Source organism: Bordetella ansorpii, assembly GCF_900078705.1.
Lineage (GTDB): Bacteria > Pseudomonadota > Gammaproteobacteria > Burkholderiales > Burkholderiaceae_B > Bordetella > Bordetella ansorpii_A.
Genome location: NZ_FKIF01000002.1, coordinates 675,274 through 689,685 on the forward strand (window position 1 = coordinate 675,274; position 14,412 = coordinate 689,685).

Below are 14,412 nucleotides of genomic sequence, written 5' to 3' on the forward strand. Positions count from 1 at the left end.
TGCCAGGCTGAAGCAACGATGAATATCCCGCCCGAAGAATCGCTGATCGAATATCCGTCCAACTTTCCCATCAAGGTGATGGGCAAGCAGCACCCGGATTTCGCGCAGCGGCTGACCGAAGTCGTGCTGCAGTTCGACCCTGGCTTCGACGCTTCCTCCGTCGAGATGCGCCCCAGCAAGGGCGGCAACTACCTGGGCCTGACGTTCACCGTGCGCGCCACCTCGCGCGAGCAGCTCGACGGGCTGTACCGCGCGCTGCATGGCCATCCGATGGTGTCCATCGTCCTGTAGGCGTGCAGGGTCCGTGCAAGCCGTCACCAAGTGGCTGGACCGTCCGGCCGACTACCTGCCGGTGTGGCGCGCCATGCGCGACTACACCGAGGAACGCGCCTCCGATTCCGAAGACCAGATCTGGCTGTGCGAGCACTCGCCGGTCTATACGCTGGGCCAGGCCGGCCTGGAAACCCACCTGCTGAAGGCCAACGGCATTCCCGTGGTGCATTGCGACCGCGGCGGGCAGATCACCTACCACGGGCCCGGCCAACTGGTGGCCTACGTGCTGCTGGACCTGCGCCGCGCGCGCCTGTACGTGCGCGAATACGTGTCCCTGCTGGAAGAGGCCGTCATCGGCACGCTGCGCGAGTTCGGCGTGCGGGGCGCCTGCAGGAAGCCGGGCGCGCCCGGCGTCTACGTACCCGATCCGCAAGGCGGCGCCGAACTGGCCAAGATCGCCGCCCTGGGCATCAAGGTGCGCAACGGACATGCTTACCACGGTCTGTCGATCAACGTGGACATGGATCTGGCGCCCTTTCTGGGCATCAATCCTTGTGGCTACGAAGGGCTGCGTACCGTGGACATGGCTTCGTGCGGCGTGCGCGCCGACCTGGCCGAGGTCGGCGCCAGCGTGGCCCGGCGCGTGACGCCGCGGATTTCCGGCGAAGGCTTGTGCGGGTAGGCGGTGCGGCGCCCCTGACGTACGCTATCACCAAGCGCGGCCGCTGGCCGCTTCTGGAGCCTCCTCATGAAGACGCAACCGGACGACGGCGACATCTGGCTGGTCTACGACGGCGAATGCCCGCTGTGCCGCACCTATTGCAAATACGTCCGTGTCCGCGAGGCGGCGGGCCGCCTGCACCTGGTCGACGCCCGCCAGCCCGGCCCGCTGATGGACGAAATCACCGCCGCCGGCCTGGACATCGATCAGGGCATGGTGGTGAAACTGGGCGGCCGCCTCCACTATGGCCCCGACGCCATCCGCGTCCTGACCCTGCTGAGCACGCCTTCGGGCCTTTTCAACCGCGCCAGCTACCTCTTCTTCGGTTCGGAACGCGCCGCCGGCATCTGGTACCCCATCAGCAAGGCCGTCCGCAACCTCGTGCTGAAAGTCATGGGCATCCGCTACATCGAGAACCTGAAACGCGCGCCGCCCGGATGAATTTGTTTCTGATCGCGCTAAAGAACCCACATCCCCGACAGCAACGAGACAATCCCCAAGACCCCACCCGTCCCCGGTTTGAAGAACGGCGGCCCGGGGGGGCACCTCCGGGAAGACCCTGTACACTAGCTTTTTTGCACGCAGGCGCAGGCGCTCCCGCCTTCGCCCCGAAGGTACCCAATGTCCACGACTGGCGAATCCCCCACTTCCGTAGACCCGCAGGCCGCCGCGCCCGCCGCCTACGACGCGACCCAGAAGCAGAAGTCCCAGGCCAAGACCGCGCGCATTCCCATCAAGATCGTGCCGGCCGAGCGCCTGAAGAAACCCGAATGGATCCGCGTGCGCGCGGCCTCGCCGGGATCGCGGTTCTACGACATCAAGCGCATCCTGCGCGAGCACAACCTGCATACGGTTTGCGAGGAAGCCTCGTGTCCGAACATCGGCGAGTGCTTCGGCAAGGGCACTGCCACGTTCATGATCATGGGCGACAAGTGCACCCGCCGCTGCCCGTTCTGTGACGTGGGCCATGGCCGCCCCGACCCGCTGGACGCCAACGAGCCCGCCAACCTGGCGCGCACCATCGCCGCATTGAAGCTGTCGTACGTGGTCATCACCTCGGTCGACCGCGACGACCTGCGCGACGGCGGCGCGGCGCACTTCGTCGATTGCATCACGCAGATCCGCGAACAGTCGCCTTCCACCCGCATCGAAGTGCTGGTCCCCGATTTCCGCGGCCGCCTGGACCGCGCGCTGGCCATCCTGAACAGCGGTCCGCCGGACGTGATGAACCACAACCTGGAGACCGTGCCGCGCCTGTACAAGCAGGCCCGTCCGGGTTCCGACTACATGCACTCGCTGAAGCTGCTGGCCGAGTTCAAGCAGCTGCATCCCGAGGTGCCGACCAAGTCGGGCCTGATGCTGGGCCTGGGCGAGACGGACGAGGAAATCCTGCAGGTGATGCGCGACATGCGCGCACACAACGTCGACATGATCACCATCGGCCAGTACCTCCAGCCGTCCGAGCACCACCTGCCGGTGCTGCGCTACGTCCATCCCGACACTTTCGCGATGTTCGAGCGCGAGGCCTATGCCATGGGCTTCTCGCACGCGGCCGTGGGGGCCATGGTACGGTCTTCGTACCACGCCGACGAACAGGCCCACGCCGCCGGCGTCAACTGATTCCGGCGTTTCGCGCGCTGCATCGGATCGGCGCGGTTTCGTCCGCGCCTTTTTGTATCTGCCAGGTGGGCCGGCGTTTGTCGGACCGGGGGCGCGATCAGTAGGTTTCGGCTTCCGCCAACGTCGGGGCCGCCTTGTCTCTTGCCGACAATTGCGGGGGCCCCTCCAATGGCCATCGCACACCGATCGCGGGATCATTCCACAACAGGCCCCGGTCGTACTCCGGTGCGTAGTATTCGGTGACCTTGTAGAGCACCTCGGCGCAGTCCGAGAGCACCAGCAAACCGTGCGCAAAACCCTCGGGTATCCACATCTGGCGCCGGTTTTCCGCGGACAGCACGCCGCCCGCCCATTGACCGAATGTGGGAGAGCCGCGCCGCAGGTCGACCGCCACATCGAAGATTTCCCCCGCCACTACGCGAACCAGCTTGGCTTGGGGGCGTTGGATCTGGTAGTGCAGGCCCCGCAGTACATTGCGCGAAGAGCGCGACTGGTTTTCCTGCACGAAGCGCAACGGTCGGCCGACCACTTCTTCCAGTGCCGCCAGGCGGAAACTCTCGTAGAAATACCCTCGTGCATCCTCGTGTACCACAGGTTCGGTGATCAGGATGCCGGGAATGGTCGCGGGGGTGAATTTCATGTTTTGGAAAAAAGCGGGAAAGCCCTATCAGCGTCCACTGTAGCGCAGCCGCATGCGGCAGGCCTGCCGACAGGCGTATGCTGCATGGCAGCGCTCTTCTCATTCGCCGGCCCACCATGCAAAAGGACGATTCTCCATGAAATACCGCCGACTTGGCAGCAGCAATCTGCAGGTTTCCGCGCTTTGCCTGGGCACCATGATGTTCGGGGAGCAGACGCCGTTCGACGAGGCCCGCGCGATCGTCGCCTCGGCACGCGACCACGGCCTTAATTTCATCGACACCGCCGATGTCTACAACCAGGGGCGGTCGGAAGAAGTGGTGGGACAGTTGCTGGCGGGCCAGCGGCACGAGTGGGTGCTGGCCAGCAAAATCGGCAATGTCTTCGACAAGGCGCCCAATCATTCGCACTACTCGCGCCAGTGGCTGACGCAGGGCGTCGAGGGCAGTCTGAAGCGCATGGGCACCGATTACATGGACATCCTTTACCTGCATCGCGATTTCCACCAGGAGAACCTGGAGGAGGCCGTGTGGACGCTGGGTGACCTGATCCGCGCGGGCAAGCTGCGCAGCTTCGGCGTATCCAACTTCCGCGGCTGGCGCATTGCCGAAATCGTGCGCCTGTGCGAACGACTGGGTGTGCCCAAGCCGGTCGTCTGCCAGCCTTACTACAACATGCTCAACCGCAATCCCGAAATCGAGATTCTGCCTGCCTGTGCGCATTACGGCCTGGGCGTGGTGCCCTACAGTCCGATCGCGCGCGGGGTGCTGACGGGCAAGTATCTGCCGGGCCAGGCACCGGCAGCCGATACCCGTGCCGGCCGCGGTGACAAGCGCATCCTGGATACCGAGTTCCGCGAGGAATCGCTGTTGATCGCGGGCCAACTTGTCGATTACTGCAGGGATCGCGGCGTGCTGCCTGGCCATTTCGCGACGGCGTGGGTACTGGCCAATCCGATCGTCAGCGCCGTCATCGCCGGGCCGCGTACCCTGGGCCAGATGGAGGATTACTACGGTGCGTTGGACGTGGCGATTTCGCCGCAGGAGGAGGCCATGGTCAATGGTTGGGTGGTGCCGGGCCATGCGTCTTCGCATGGCTACAACGATCCGAGCTATCCGTTCTTCGGGCGGCCCGTGCCCGTGGCGTAAGGGTTGCTTGGGGCCGGCGAACGCCGGCCCCAAGCAACCTACCGGAGGTTAGACCGCATCAATGTTTGTATTGCGGCATCCAGGTCCTCACGCCAATCGGGCAATGCAATGCCCAGGGCCCGAGAAAGCGCGCTGCTGTCCAGGCGGCTGTTGCGTGGCCTGCGTGCCAGAGCGGGATCGTCCGGGGTGGGGATGGCCTCGATGTTTTCCAGCCGTAGGCCAAGCGCGGGATCATGGGCACGTGCGCGTTCGACAATGTGGCAGGCCAGCCCATGCCGGTCGACCGCGCCGGTCGGCGCGAGGTGATACAGCCCTGAGGCCAGAAGCCCGGCTTGGTGGGCAACGATGGCTTGCACGCTGACTGCGGCCAGACGATCGGCCGAGACAGGCGCGCCCACCTGGTCCGACACCATGCGCAAGGTATTTTGCGTGGCGGCCAGTTTCAGCACCGTCCTGACGAAATTCTCGCCATGCGTGGCATACACCCAACTCGTGCGCAGTACCAGCGCGCGGCAGCCGCTTTCGCGTACGGCGTTGTCGCCTGCCAGTTTGGTCTGTCCGTAGACGTTGAGGGGATGTGCGGCGTCGCTCTCGACATAAGCCCCGGCCTTGCGGCCGTCGAACACGTAGTCGCTGGAATAGTGCACCAGCAGCGCATCGCGCTCACGCGCGATATCGGCCAGTACGGCGACCGCCTCGGCGTTGATTTGCCGGGCCAGGGCCTGTTGGTGCTCCGCCCGGTCCACCGCGGTATAAGCGGCCGCGTTCACGATGACGTCGGGAGCAATAGCGTCGACGACATCGCGCAAGGCCTGAATCTGCGTCAGGTCCGCCTGCGCCCGGCCCAGTGCCGTCAGGTCGCCCAGGCGGCGCAGTGCAGGGAGCAATGCCTGCCCCATCTGGCCCGCGGCACCCAGCAGGAGCAGTTTCATGGCATGTACTGTCGAGCGACCCAATTGCGATAGGCTCCGCTGGTGGCGCGCCATACCCATTCGGGATTGTCCAGATACCATTGGACCGTCCGGCGCAGGCCGCGCGCAAAATCATGCGCGGGTGACCAGTTCAATTCGCGCGCCACTTTTCGCATGTCGATGGCATAGCGGCGGTCGTGGCCCGGCCGGTCGCGCACGAACGTGATCAGCCGGCTATACGATCCCTGCGGATCGGGCCGAAGTTCATCGAGCAGCGAGCACAGCGCATGCACGACATCCAGGTTGGCCTGCTCGTTGTTGCCGCCGATGTTGTAGGTCTGGCCGGGCTCGCCGGCCTCGAGCACGCGGCGCAGGCCGCTGCAGTGATCGCCGACGTAGAGCCAGTCGCGCACTTGCATGCCATCGCCATAAATCGGCAACGGCTTGCCGGCCAGCGCGTTGTGGATGGCCAGTGGAATCAGTTTTTCTGGGAACTGGTATGGGCCGTAGTTGTTGGAACAATTGGTGGTAAGTACCGGCAGGCCATAAGTATGATGGTAGGCCCGAGCCAGGTGGTCGCTGGCCGCCTTGCTGGCCGAATAGGGACTGTTCGGTTGGTAGGGGTGCGCTTCGGTGAAGGCCTGATCGCCGGGTAGGAGCGACCCATAAACCTCGTCGGTGGAAATGTGCATGTGCCGGAAGTCGGTGTGTTGCGTGCCTTCCAACGTGCTCCAATATGCCCGGACTGCCTCCAGCAAATGGAAGGTACCCACGACATTGGTGTGTATGAATTCGCCGGGGCCCAGAATTGATCGGTCCACATGAGACTCCGCGGCGAAGTGGATGACTGCGCGCGGCCGGTGCTCGGCTAGCACGCGCTGCAGTAGCGAGGCATCGCAGATGTCGCCGTGCACGAACCGGTGACGCGGATCGCCGCGCAATCCGGTCAGGTTGTCCAGGTTGCCCGCATAGGTCAGCTTGTCCAGATTGACGATGGGTTCATCGTGCCCCGCGAACCAGTCCAGGACGAAATTGGAGCCGATGAAGCCGGCGCCGCCAGTAACCAGCAGAGTCATTATGTGCGAGAGAGCGGGATCGGAGGCCCATTGTAAATGGGCGACTGGCATCAGTCCTCTCGCTATCCCTTTGTGTCAATCGGCCTGGCGGGCGTTCGGGCTGGTCCACAGCACGTCGGGGTGGCCGGCCACGCGGTTCAGGTGGCGGGCCAGCACGAACATCAGGTCCGACAGCCGGTTCAGGTATTGGCGCGAGGCGGCCTGCACCGCTTCGGTGTGGGACAGCGTGACCACCGAGCGCTCGGCGCGGCGCGCGACGGTGCGCGAGATGTGGGCCAGCGCGGCCGCCCGGCTGCCCCCGGGCAGGATGAATTCGCGCAGCGGTGGCAGGGCGGCGTTGTAGTGCGCCAGCCGCGCGTCCAGATGCGCCACCTGGGCTTCGGCCAGGGCCACGTGGCCAGGAATGCTCAGTTCGGCGCCCAGGTCGAACAGGTCGTTCTGGATGGCGCGCAGATCCGCCGCAACGTCGTCTGGCAACGTCTCGGCGCACAGCACGCCCAGCGTGCTGTTCAGTTCGTCCACGTCGCCCAGCGCGGCGATGCGCGGGGCATCCTTGCCAGTGCGCGTGCCATCGCCCAGGCCGGTGGTGCCGTCGTCGCCGGTGCGGGTGGCGATCACGGAAAGACGGTTGGCCATGCGGGTCTCCTGGTGAGGTGAAGGGGGCAATCCTAGCACTGCGGGGGCCAGCCGGCCGCGCGCCATCCGGGCGGCACGCCAGGTACCGGCCTGTAATCCGCTGTAGCGCCAATATGTGCCCCGATGCGCATCGTGCACAGCCGCGTGCGCTATGCTGGACGCTGACATGCAGGAGGGTTTGCGCATGAATTTTTCTTTTCGACAAGGCGCCGCCGCCGCGGCGCTCATCGTGGCCGCGGCCGTTGCGCCCGCGGCCCATGCCCAGCAGGCCAGCGCCAGCGGTGAAGTGCGCCGGGTGGACCAGGCCGGCGGCAAGGTCACGCTCAAGCACGATGCCATTTCCGAACTCGAGCTGCCGGCGATGACGCTGGTGTACCAGGCCGATCCGGCGCTGCTGGCTGGCATCAAGCCGGGCGACAAGGTCAGCTTCACCGCCGAACGCAAGGACGGCAAGTACGTGGTGACCAAGATCTCGAAATAGCCCTGGCCTTTGCCATCGGGCATGCGGTGGGCTATCGGCGCCAATGCCCTCCCGGCTTACAGCACGTAGCGCGCCAGATCCTGGCTGCCGGCCGTCTCGGCCAGTTGCTCGTCCACGTAGGCCGCGTCGATCTTCACCGTGTGCGCGCCGCGCGTGCTGGCGTCGAAGGACAGGTCTTCCAGCAGTTTTTCCATCACCGTGTACAGGCGGCGTGCGCCGATGTTCTCGGTGCGTTCGTTCACCGAGAAGGCCAGCTCGGCCAGGCGGGCGATGCCGTCGTCGGTGAACTCCAGCGTGACGTCCTCGGTGGCCAGCAGCGCCGTGTATTGCTTGATCAGCGATGCGTCGGTGTCGGACAGGATGCTGATGAAATCCTTGGCGGTCAGCGAATCCAGTTCGACGCGGATGGGAAAGCGGCCCTGCAGCTCGGGAATCAGGTCGGACGGACGCGCCAGGTGGAAGGCGCCCGAGGCGATGAACAGGATGTGATCCGTGCGCACCATGCCGTAGCGCGTATTCACCGTGGTGCCCTCGACCAGCGGCAGCAGGTCGCGCTGCACGCCCTGGCGCGACACGTCGGCGCCGCCGCTTTCCTGGCGCGCGGCGATCTTGTCGATCTCGTCCAGGAACACGATGCCGTTCTGCTCGACGTTGGCCACGGCCACCGCGCGCAGGTCTTCCTCGTTGACGCGCTTGGCGGCCTCTTCCTCGACGATCAGCTTGAAGGCTTCCTTCACCTTCATCTTCTTGGGCTTCTTCTTGTCCTTGGCCAGGCCCGCGAACATGCCGCGCAACTGTTCCGCCATTTCTTCCATGCCGGGGGGCGTCATCACGTCCATCTGCGGCATGGGCTGGGCGACTTCGATCTCGATCTCGAGATCGTCGATCTTGCCTTCGCGCAGGCGCTTGCGGAAGGTCTGGCGGGCCGTGCCGTCCTCACCGCGCTCCGGGTCGCCGGTGGCGGTGCGGGCCGGCGGCAGCAGCGCGTCGAGGATGCGGTCTTCGGCCGCGTCTTCAGCGTGGCTGCGCACGCGGCGCATCTCGATCTCGCGCGTCTGCTTGATGGAGTATTCGGTGAGGTCGCGGATGATGGTGTCCACGTCGCGGCCCACGTAACCCACCTCGGTGAACTTGGTGGCCTCGATCTTGATGAAGGGCGCGTTGGCCAGTTTGGCCAGGCGGCGCGCGATCTCGGTCTTGCCCACGCCGGTGGGACCGATCATCAGGATGTTCTTGGGATGGATTTCGTGGCGCAGCGGTTCGGCGACCTGCTGGCGGCGCCAGCGGTTGCGCAGCGCCACGGCCACCGCGCGCTTGGCGCGGTTCTGGCCGATGATGAACTTGTCGAGTTCGGAGACGATCTCTCCGGGAGTCATGGTCGATGCGGACATGTGGAATTCCAGAGTGGCGGGCAAGGCGCGGGCGGATGGACGCGCGCCAGCGGGCGGCCGGGGCTTATTCGCCCAGCGTTTCGATCACGTGGTTCTGGTTGGTGTAGATGCACAGGTCGCCGGCGATCTCCAGCGACTGCTTGACGATGGCTTCGGGCGCGAGCTCGGTGTTGCGCAGCAGGGCCAGCGCGGCCGATTGCGCATAGGCGCCGCCGGAGCCGATGGCGGCCAGGCCGTGTTCGGGCTCCAGCACGTCGCCGTTGCCGGTGAGCACAAGGGTGTGCTCGGCATCGGCCACGATCAGCATGGCCTCGAGGCGCCGCAGCACGCGGTCGGTGCGCCAGTCGCGCGTCAGTTCGACGGCGGCGCGCATCAGGTGGCCCTGGTGCTTTTCGAGCTTGGCTTCGAAGCGTTCCTGCAGGGTGAATGCGTCGGCGGTGGCGCCGGCGAAACCTGCCAGGACCTTGTCGTGGTACAGGCGTCGGATCTTGCGCGCCGTGCCCTTGATGATGATGTTGCCCAGCGTGACCTGTCCGTCACCTCCCAGCGCGACGTGGTTGCCGCGGCGGACACAGACGATGGTGGTAGCGTGAAATTGTTCCATGCGCTTTCCTTCCTTTGAGGGAAGTACGTGGGGATGGCGCGGGGGATTTCAAGCTTTTGTGCTGTTCACCAACTTGGCCCACCACTCAGCGAACTGTATCCTGTACTTCTGTGCTTTTGTATTACCCGTGTGCCGGATTTTATCTCTTCGCCGTGGCATGCCGTTGCGCAGCAAAAAGGCCATACCGATATCGGCATGGTCTTTCCTGGGTATTGCGGCAGCAGTTTACGGGGGTCAGTCGCCGTACAGCTTCTGGCGCATCTCGCGGCGCTCCTGGGCTTCCAGCGACAGGGTGGCCGTGGGGCGGGCCAGCAGGCGCGGGATGCCGATGGGCTCGCCGGTTTCTTCGCACCAGCCGTATTCGCCGCTATCGATGCGGGCGATGGCCTGTTGCACTTTCTTCAGCAGCTTGCGTTCGCGGTCGCGCGTGCGCAGCTCCAGCGCGTGCTCTTCCTCGATGGTGGCGCGGTCGGCGGGATCGGGCACGAACTGCGTTTCGCGCAGGTGCTCGGTGGTTTCGCCGGCGTTGGCCAGGATGTCCTGCTCGAGTTGCTTGAGGCGCTCCTTGAAGAACGCCAGTTGGCGGTCGTTCATGTAGTCGGCCTCGGTCATGGCCAGCAATTCCTGTTCGCTGGGCAGATCAATCGCCGTTTCGTTCGCCGACTTGCTTGATTTCTTGGTTGCTGCCTTGGTAGCCATGAAAACACTCCAAATGATCGATCCGGGCGCGGTGTGAAATCGCACCGGCTGGACCGTATAACCTGTTGTAGCGGCGCTAAGCGATCCTCGCACTACGTTCTTGTACTTTGCGTTGCGGCATTGCGCGCAGCGCCTGCCTGGACGGGATCAGCCGGCCAGGCACTGCTCCAGGCCACGGGTGAAGATTTCCTGGGGCAGCTTTCGGCCGATGAAGACCATCTTGGTGTTGGGCTTCTCGGACGACGTCCAGGGTTTGCCGGGTTCGGCGCCCATCATCATGTGCACACCCTGGAACAACATGCGGCGGTTGATGCCCTTCATGTACAGAATGCCCTTGTAGCGCAGCAGGTCGGGACCGTAGACCTGCACCACGCCGCCCAGGAATTCTTCCAGGCGCGCCGGATCGAAAGGCTTGTTCGAGCGGAACACGAACGCGCCGATATCGTCGTTGTGATGATGGTGGTGATGGTGATGCGCGTGATCGCAGTGGTCGCCGCAATCGTCGCCGTGATCGTGCGCCGCGTCGGGGTGGTCGTCGGCCAGGAAATCGGGATCGATGTCCAGGATCGAGTTCAGGTTGAAGCCGCTGATGTCGATGATGGACTTGAGATCGGCTTCGCCGAAGTGCACCGGGGTGATCGGGGCGCGCGGGTTGATCTTCAACAGGCGGGCGCGCAGCGCTTCGTAGTCGACGTCGTTGACCAGGTCTCTCTTGGAGACCAGGATGCGGTCGGCGAAACCGACCTGTTTCTGGGCTTCGTCCTGGGCATCGAGCGTGGCCATGCCGTGCTTGGCGTCGACCACCGTGACCACCGCGTCCAGGCGGTAGTACTCGGCGATGTCGTCATCCATGAAGAACGTCTGGCACACGGGGCCCGGGTTGGCCATGCCGGTGGTTTCGATGATGACGCGTTCGAACGTGAGTTCGCCGGCTTCGCGCTTGGCGCGCAGCTCGGACAGGGTGCGCATCAGGTCGCCGCGCACGGTGCAGCACACGCAACCGTTGGACAGCTCGATGATCTCTTCGTCGCGGTCTTGCACGAGGAGGTCGTTGTCGATGCTTTCCGGTCCGAATTCGTTTTCGATGACCGCGATGCGGCGACCGTGGTATTCGGTGAGGATGCGTTTGAGCAGGGTCGTCTTGCCGGCACCGAGAAAGCCGGTGAGGATGGTGACGGGAACCATTGTGTCCACACTGCGCGGGGTATTCATGGCGAAGCTTGCAAGCTAGTTTCGGGGGGCTCGCGCAAGGCGCGCCGCCGAGTGGTGGGACCGACTAATCGCCGACCGGACGCAGGATTACAGCACAGTCGGGGGCACTGGGCAAACCCCTGGAAGACCCTGCAATCCCGATCGGCAACTTACGGCAATATCCGACCATATTTCACGCCGGATGCCGGGAGAAAACGGTAAATGGGGGCGGAGTGCGAAAATTCAAGAGGGGTCCGACCCGCGCATCGCCGCCCCATCGCGCGAGAGGCCGTTCGGGCAGCCTTAGCAAGCGGCATGCCTGAGGCAGGCGCGCGCACGCCCCCCTGTCGACCACCCAATCAGATAGCGCCCGCCGTTTCAGTGCGGGTGGGCGTGGCCATGGTGGTGGCCCTGTTCGGCCGGCGCATCCTTCTGGCACTGCGGGCACAAGGCGCGGATTTCGGTTTCGTGCGTCGCCAGGGCGTAGCCCGTCCGTGCCACGCGTTCGGCCAGTTGGCGGCTCATGACGGGGTCGCTGAGTTCGGCCACCGCGCCGCAGCGGGTGCAGACCACCAGCAGGTCGTGCGGCGCGCCGGCCGCGTCATGGCAGGCGCTCCAGGCGTTGACTGCGTCCAGCCGGTGTACCAGGCCCTCTTCCATCAGGAAATCCAGGGCGCGGTAGACCGTGGGAGGCGCGGCGCCGGGATGCACTGCGCGCATGGCTTCGAGCAGTTCGTACGCCTTCAGGCTGCGGCCATGGCGCAGCAGCAGTTCGAGCACCTTGCGGCGGATGGGCGTGAGACGGCGGCCCCGTTCGGCGCACAGGGTCTCGGCCAGCGCGAGTTGCTCGCTGACGGCATCGGGCCGGGTGGTATCGGACGGGGCGGACATGGTGATGTGGATGGCGAGTAGGCTGCGGGGCGGACGGGCGCCGCCAAAGCCGGACGGTAGCAGAAATAGCCGCGTCGCGGGAAGCGCGTCTGGCCGCTAACTTGTTATGATATAACATAAAATTTCGTGCATCCGCTTTCTGCGCCGCCGCTTTCCATGCCTTTGCATCCTTCCGCTTCTTCTTTCGTGCGAGTGCGCGCGGCGCGTTCCGGGTACCGTCCGGCCCGATTTGGCATGGCACTGCGGCGCCGCCTGGCGATGCTCGCCGCCGGCCTTGGCGCGGCGGTGGCCGCGCCTGCCGCGCTGGGGCATCCTCATATGTGGATCGATGCGCGCGCCACGCTGGTGTTCGATGCGCAGGGCCGCATGGCGGCCATCCGGCAGTTCTGGCGTTTCGACGAGATGTTCGCCGCGTATGCCGCTCAGGGCCTGCCCACGGAAAAGGACGGCACCCTGTCGGCCAAGACCATGCAGGCCATGGCCGATGACTGGATGCAGGCACTGGGCGAGCCGATCTCGCATTTCTTCACCACCGTCGAGGTGGACGGCCACAGGCAGGTCTTCGGCAAGCCGCGCGAGGCGCGCGTCACGCGCGACGCCAAGGGCCTGCTGGCGCTGTCGTTCGTGCTGCCGCTGGCCAAGCCCGCGGCGCCGGGCGGCAAGGGCGTCAAGGTCGACGTGTTCGATCCGACGTATTTCGTGGCCTATGCCTTCGACGAGCCCAATGCGGTCACGCTGCAGGCCGCGCCGGCGGGCTGCAAGCAGACCTACCGTCCGCCCAGGCCGCTGGATTGGAAGACCATGCAGGAACTGGCCGCCATCCCGGCCGACGCCGATGGACTGCCCGAGGAACTGCTGGCCATCACCAAGGGCCTGACGCATCGCATCGAGGTCGCATGCTCGTGAGGCGTGGCGGGGCCGGCGCGTGGGCAGCCGGCATGGTGATGGCGCTGCTGGCCGTGGCGCCGGTGATCGCGATGGCGGCGCATCCGTTCGGCGTGCCCGAGGCGGGCGGCGCGGGCGGCGGATCCGGCTGGCTGTCGGGCGTGTTCGCCCAGGTGTCGATGTGGCAATCGCATTTCTACCGCCAACTGACCGGCGCGATGCGTGCCTGGCAGGCGGAGGGCGGCGCCGGCTGGACGCTGATCGGGCTGTCGTTCGCGTATGGCATTTTCCACGCATTGGGACCCGGGCATGGCAAGGCGGTGATCTCGGCCTATGTGCTGGCCAACCGGCAGACGGCCCGCAACGGCGCGGTGCTGGCGATGGTGTCCGCGCTGATCCAGGCGCTGGTGGCGATCGTGGCGGTGGCCGTGCTGGCCTGGCTGCTGAACGTCACCGCGGCCACCATGAACCGCGCCACGCAATGGCTGGAAACCGCGTCGTTCATGCTGATCGTGGCCTTGGGGCTGTGGCTGGTGTGGCGCAAGGCGGTGCGGCCGCTGGCGCGGGGCTGGCGGCGGCGGGGGCCGGCGCACGAACACGCTGGCGCCGAGCACGCGCACCGTCCTCTTCATTCGCACGGCCATGGGCACGCGCACGCCCATCCGCATGCCCACGCGCACCACCCCACCCACGTCCACGACGACGACTGCGGCTGCGGCCACGCCCATGTGCCGGATCCGCGCGACGTCGAAGGCACGCCGACCCTGCGCCGTTCGATCACGGCTCTGCTGGCGGTGGGGTTGCGGCCTTGCAGCGGGGCGCTGATCGTCCTGGTGTTCTCGCTGTCGCAGAACTTCTTCGGCGCCGGGATGGCGTCGGCCCTGGCGATGGGCCTGGGCACCGGCCTGACGGTGGCCGCGCTGGTGATGATGGCGGTGCTGGCGCGCGACACGGCCGGGCGCTTCAGCGCGGCCATGTCGACCGCATGGGCGGCGCGCCTGCGATATCTCATCGAGGCGGCCGCCGCGGTCGCCGTGCTTGCCCTGGGGGCGCTTCTACTGGGTGGACAACTGGTTACGGCCTAGTGTGCTGTCGCCCGATGATGGCGGCTTGGCGCGGGCCAGTCCCGGCGCCGGGTCTCCGCCGCCACGACTGGCGGACTCAGTGACGCCGCTTCGCGCTGTTCCGATCCCTTATGTGCGAGCTTTATTTGGCCTGTTTCAGGTCCTTGGGCACTCGTTCAGAG

17 protein-coding genes are annotated in these 14,412 nt (G+C 65.7%); 8 read left to right on the forward strand and 9 right to left on the reverse strand.

The window, feature by feature from the left end; translation table 11 throughout:
• Positions 1–18: 18 nt before the first annotated feature.
• From A6745_RS06695 to lipA, 4 genes are all read left to right on the forward strand, one after another.
• The gene (locus A6745_RS06695; RefSeq protein WP_066124962.1) at positions 19–291 is read left to right on the forward strand and encodes a YbeD family protein; all 273 of its coding nucleotides are present in this window, start codon (positions 19–21) and stop codon (positions 289–291) included.
• Positions 260–955: a lipoyl(octanoyl) transferase LipB gene (gene lipB / locus A6745_RS06700; protein WP_066124964.1), complete on the forward strand. Its 696-nt coding sequence runs from the start codon at positions 260–262 to the stop codon at positions 953–955. Before A6745_RS06695 ends, lipB begins: the two co-directional genes overlap by 32 nt.
• 66 nt (positions 956–1,021) lie before the next feature.
• Entirely contained in the window at positions 1,022–1,435 is a 414-nt protein-coding gene (locus A6745_RS06705) for a DCC1-like thiol-disulfide oxidoreductase family protein (protein WP_066124967.1), read from the forward strand.
• Between the two features lie 180 nt (positions 1,436–1,615).
• Complete coding sequence (gene lipA / locus A6745_RS06710) at positions 1,616–2,614, forward strand: lipoyl synthase (RefSeq protein WP_066124969.1); 999 nt, start codon at positions 1,616–1,618, stop codon at positions 2,612–2,614.
• Positions 2,615–2,711: 97 nt separating this feature from the next.
• On the opposite strand, the gene rfbC is transcribed toward lipA, so the two are convergent.
• Complete coding sequence (gene rfbC, locus A6745_RS06715; RefSeq protein WP_066124971.1) at positions 2,712–3,254, reverse strand: dTDP-4-dehydrorhamnose 3,5-epimerase; 543 nt, start codon at positions 3,252–3,254, stop codon at positions 2,712–2,714.
• Between the two features lie 136 nt (positions 3,255–3,390).
• Between rfbC and A6745_RS06720 the strand changes: the two genes are divergently transcribed.
• Complete coding sequence (locus tag A6745_RS06720; protein WP_066124973.1) at positions 3,391–4,401, forward strand: aldo/keto reductase; 1,011 nt, start codon at positions 3,391–3,393, stop codon at positions 4,399–4,401.
• A 38-nt stretch (positions 4,402–4,439) separates the two neighbouring features.
• On the opposite strand, the gene rfbD is transcribed toward A6745_RS06720, so the two are convergent.
• The 3 genes from rfbD to A6745_RS06735 all read right to left on the reverse strand — a co-directional run bounded on the left by rfbD (position 4,440) and on the right by A6745_RS06735 (position 7,024).
• Positions 4,440–5,333, reverse strand: coding sequence for a dTDP-4-dehydrorhamnose reductase (rfbD, locus tag A6745_RS06725; protein WP_066124974.1), 894 nt, complete (start codon positions 5,331–5,333; stop codon positions 4,440–4,442).
• Positions 5,330–6,388, reverse strand: coding sequence for a dTDP-glucose 4,6-dehydratase (rfbB, locus tag A6745_RS06730; RefSeq protein WP_066124976.1), 1,059 nt, complete (start codon positions 6,386–6,388; stop codon positions 5,330–5,332). The genes rfbD and rfbB overlap by 4 nt, the downstream gene beginning before the upstream one ends.
• A 75-nt stretch (positions 6,389–6,463) precedes the next feature.
• Positions 6,464–7,024 (reverse strand): cob(I)yrinic acid a,c-diamide adenosyltransferase, encoded by a 561-nt coding sequence (locus A6745_RS06735; RefSeq protein ID WP_066124979.1) that lies wholly within the window; start codon positions 7,022–7,024, stop codon positions 6,464–6,466.
• Positions 7,025–7,208: 184 nt separating this feature from the next.
• Between A6745_RS06735 and A6745_RS06740 the strand changes: the two genes are divergently transcribed.
• Entirely contained in the window at positions 7,209–7,505 is a 297-nt protein-coding gene (locus A6745_RS06740; protein ID WP_066125826.1) for a copper-binding protein, read from the forward strand.
• A gap of 56 nt (positions 7,506–7,561) precedes the next feature.
• Here A6745_RS06740 and hslU read toward each other — a convergent pair whose 3' ends face one another.
• The 5 genes from hslU to A6745_RS06765 form a co-directional block, all read right to left on the reverse strand.
• Positions 7,562–8,896 (reverse strand): ATP-dependent protease ATPase subunit HslU, encoded by a 1,335-nt coding sequence (gene hslU / locus A6745_RS06745; RefSeq protein ID WP_066124982.1) that lies wholly within the window; start codon positions 8,894–8,896, stop codon positions 7,562–7,564.
• A gap of 64 nt (positions 8,897–8,960) precedes the next feature.
• A complete protein-coding gene (hslV, locus tag A6745_RS06750; protein WP_066124984.1) occupies positions 8,961–9,500 on the reverse strand; it encodes an ATP-dependent protease subunit HslV in 540 nt (179 codons plus the stop codon).
• Between the two features lie 234 nt (positions 9,501–9,734).
• Positions 9,735–10,199: an RNA polymerase-binding protein DksA gene (gene dksA, locus A6745_RS06755; protein ID WP_066124986.1), complete on the reverse strand. Its 465-nt coding sequence runs from the start codon at positions 10,197–10,199 to the stop codon at positions 9,735–9,737.
• A gap of 147 nt (positions 10,200–10,346) precedes the next feature.
• Entirely contained in the window at positions 10,347–11,411 is a 1,065-nt protein-coding gene (locus tag A6745_RS06760) for a CobW family GTP-binding protein (RefSeq protein WP_066124988.1), read from the reverse strand.
• Between the two features lie 357 nt (positions 11,412–11,768).
• Positions 11,769–12,281 carry a Fur family transcriptional regulator gene (locus A6745_RS06765; RefSeq protein WP_066124991.1) on the reverse strand — a complete coding sequence of 171 codons (513 nt, stop codon included), beginning with the start codon at positions 12,279–12,281 and terminating at the stop codon, positions 11,769–11,771.
• A gap of 318 nt (positions 12,282–12,599) precedes the next feature.
• Here A6745_RS06765 and A6745_RS06770 point away from each other — a divergent pair, with 318 nt between their 5' ends.
• Together A6745_RS06770 and A6745_RS06775 are read left to right on the forward strand one after the other, a co-directional pair.
• Positions 12,600–13,187, forward strand: a complete 588-nt coding sequence (locus tag A6745_RS06770; protein ID WP_231885947.1) for a DUF1007 family protein — start codon at positions 12,600–12,602, stop codon at positions 13,185–13,187.
• Entirely contained in the window at positions 13,178–14,251 is a 1,074-nt protein-coding gene (locus A6745_RS06775) for a nickel/cobalt transporter (RefSeq protein WP_066124994.1), read from the forward strand. The genes A6745_RS06770 and A6745_RS06775 overlap by 10 nt, the downstream gene beginning before the upstream one ends.
• Positions 14,252–14,412: the final 161 nt, after the last annotated feature.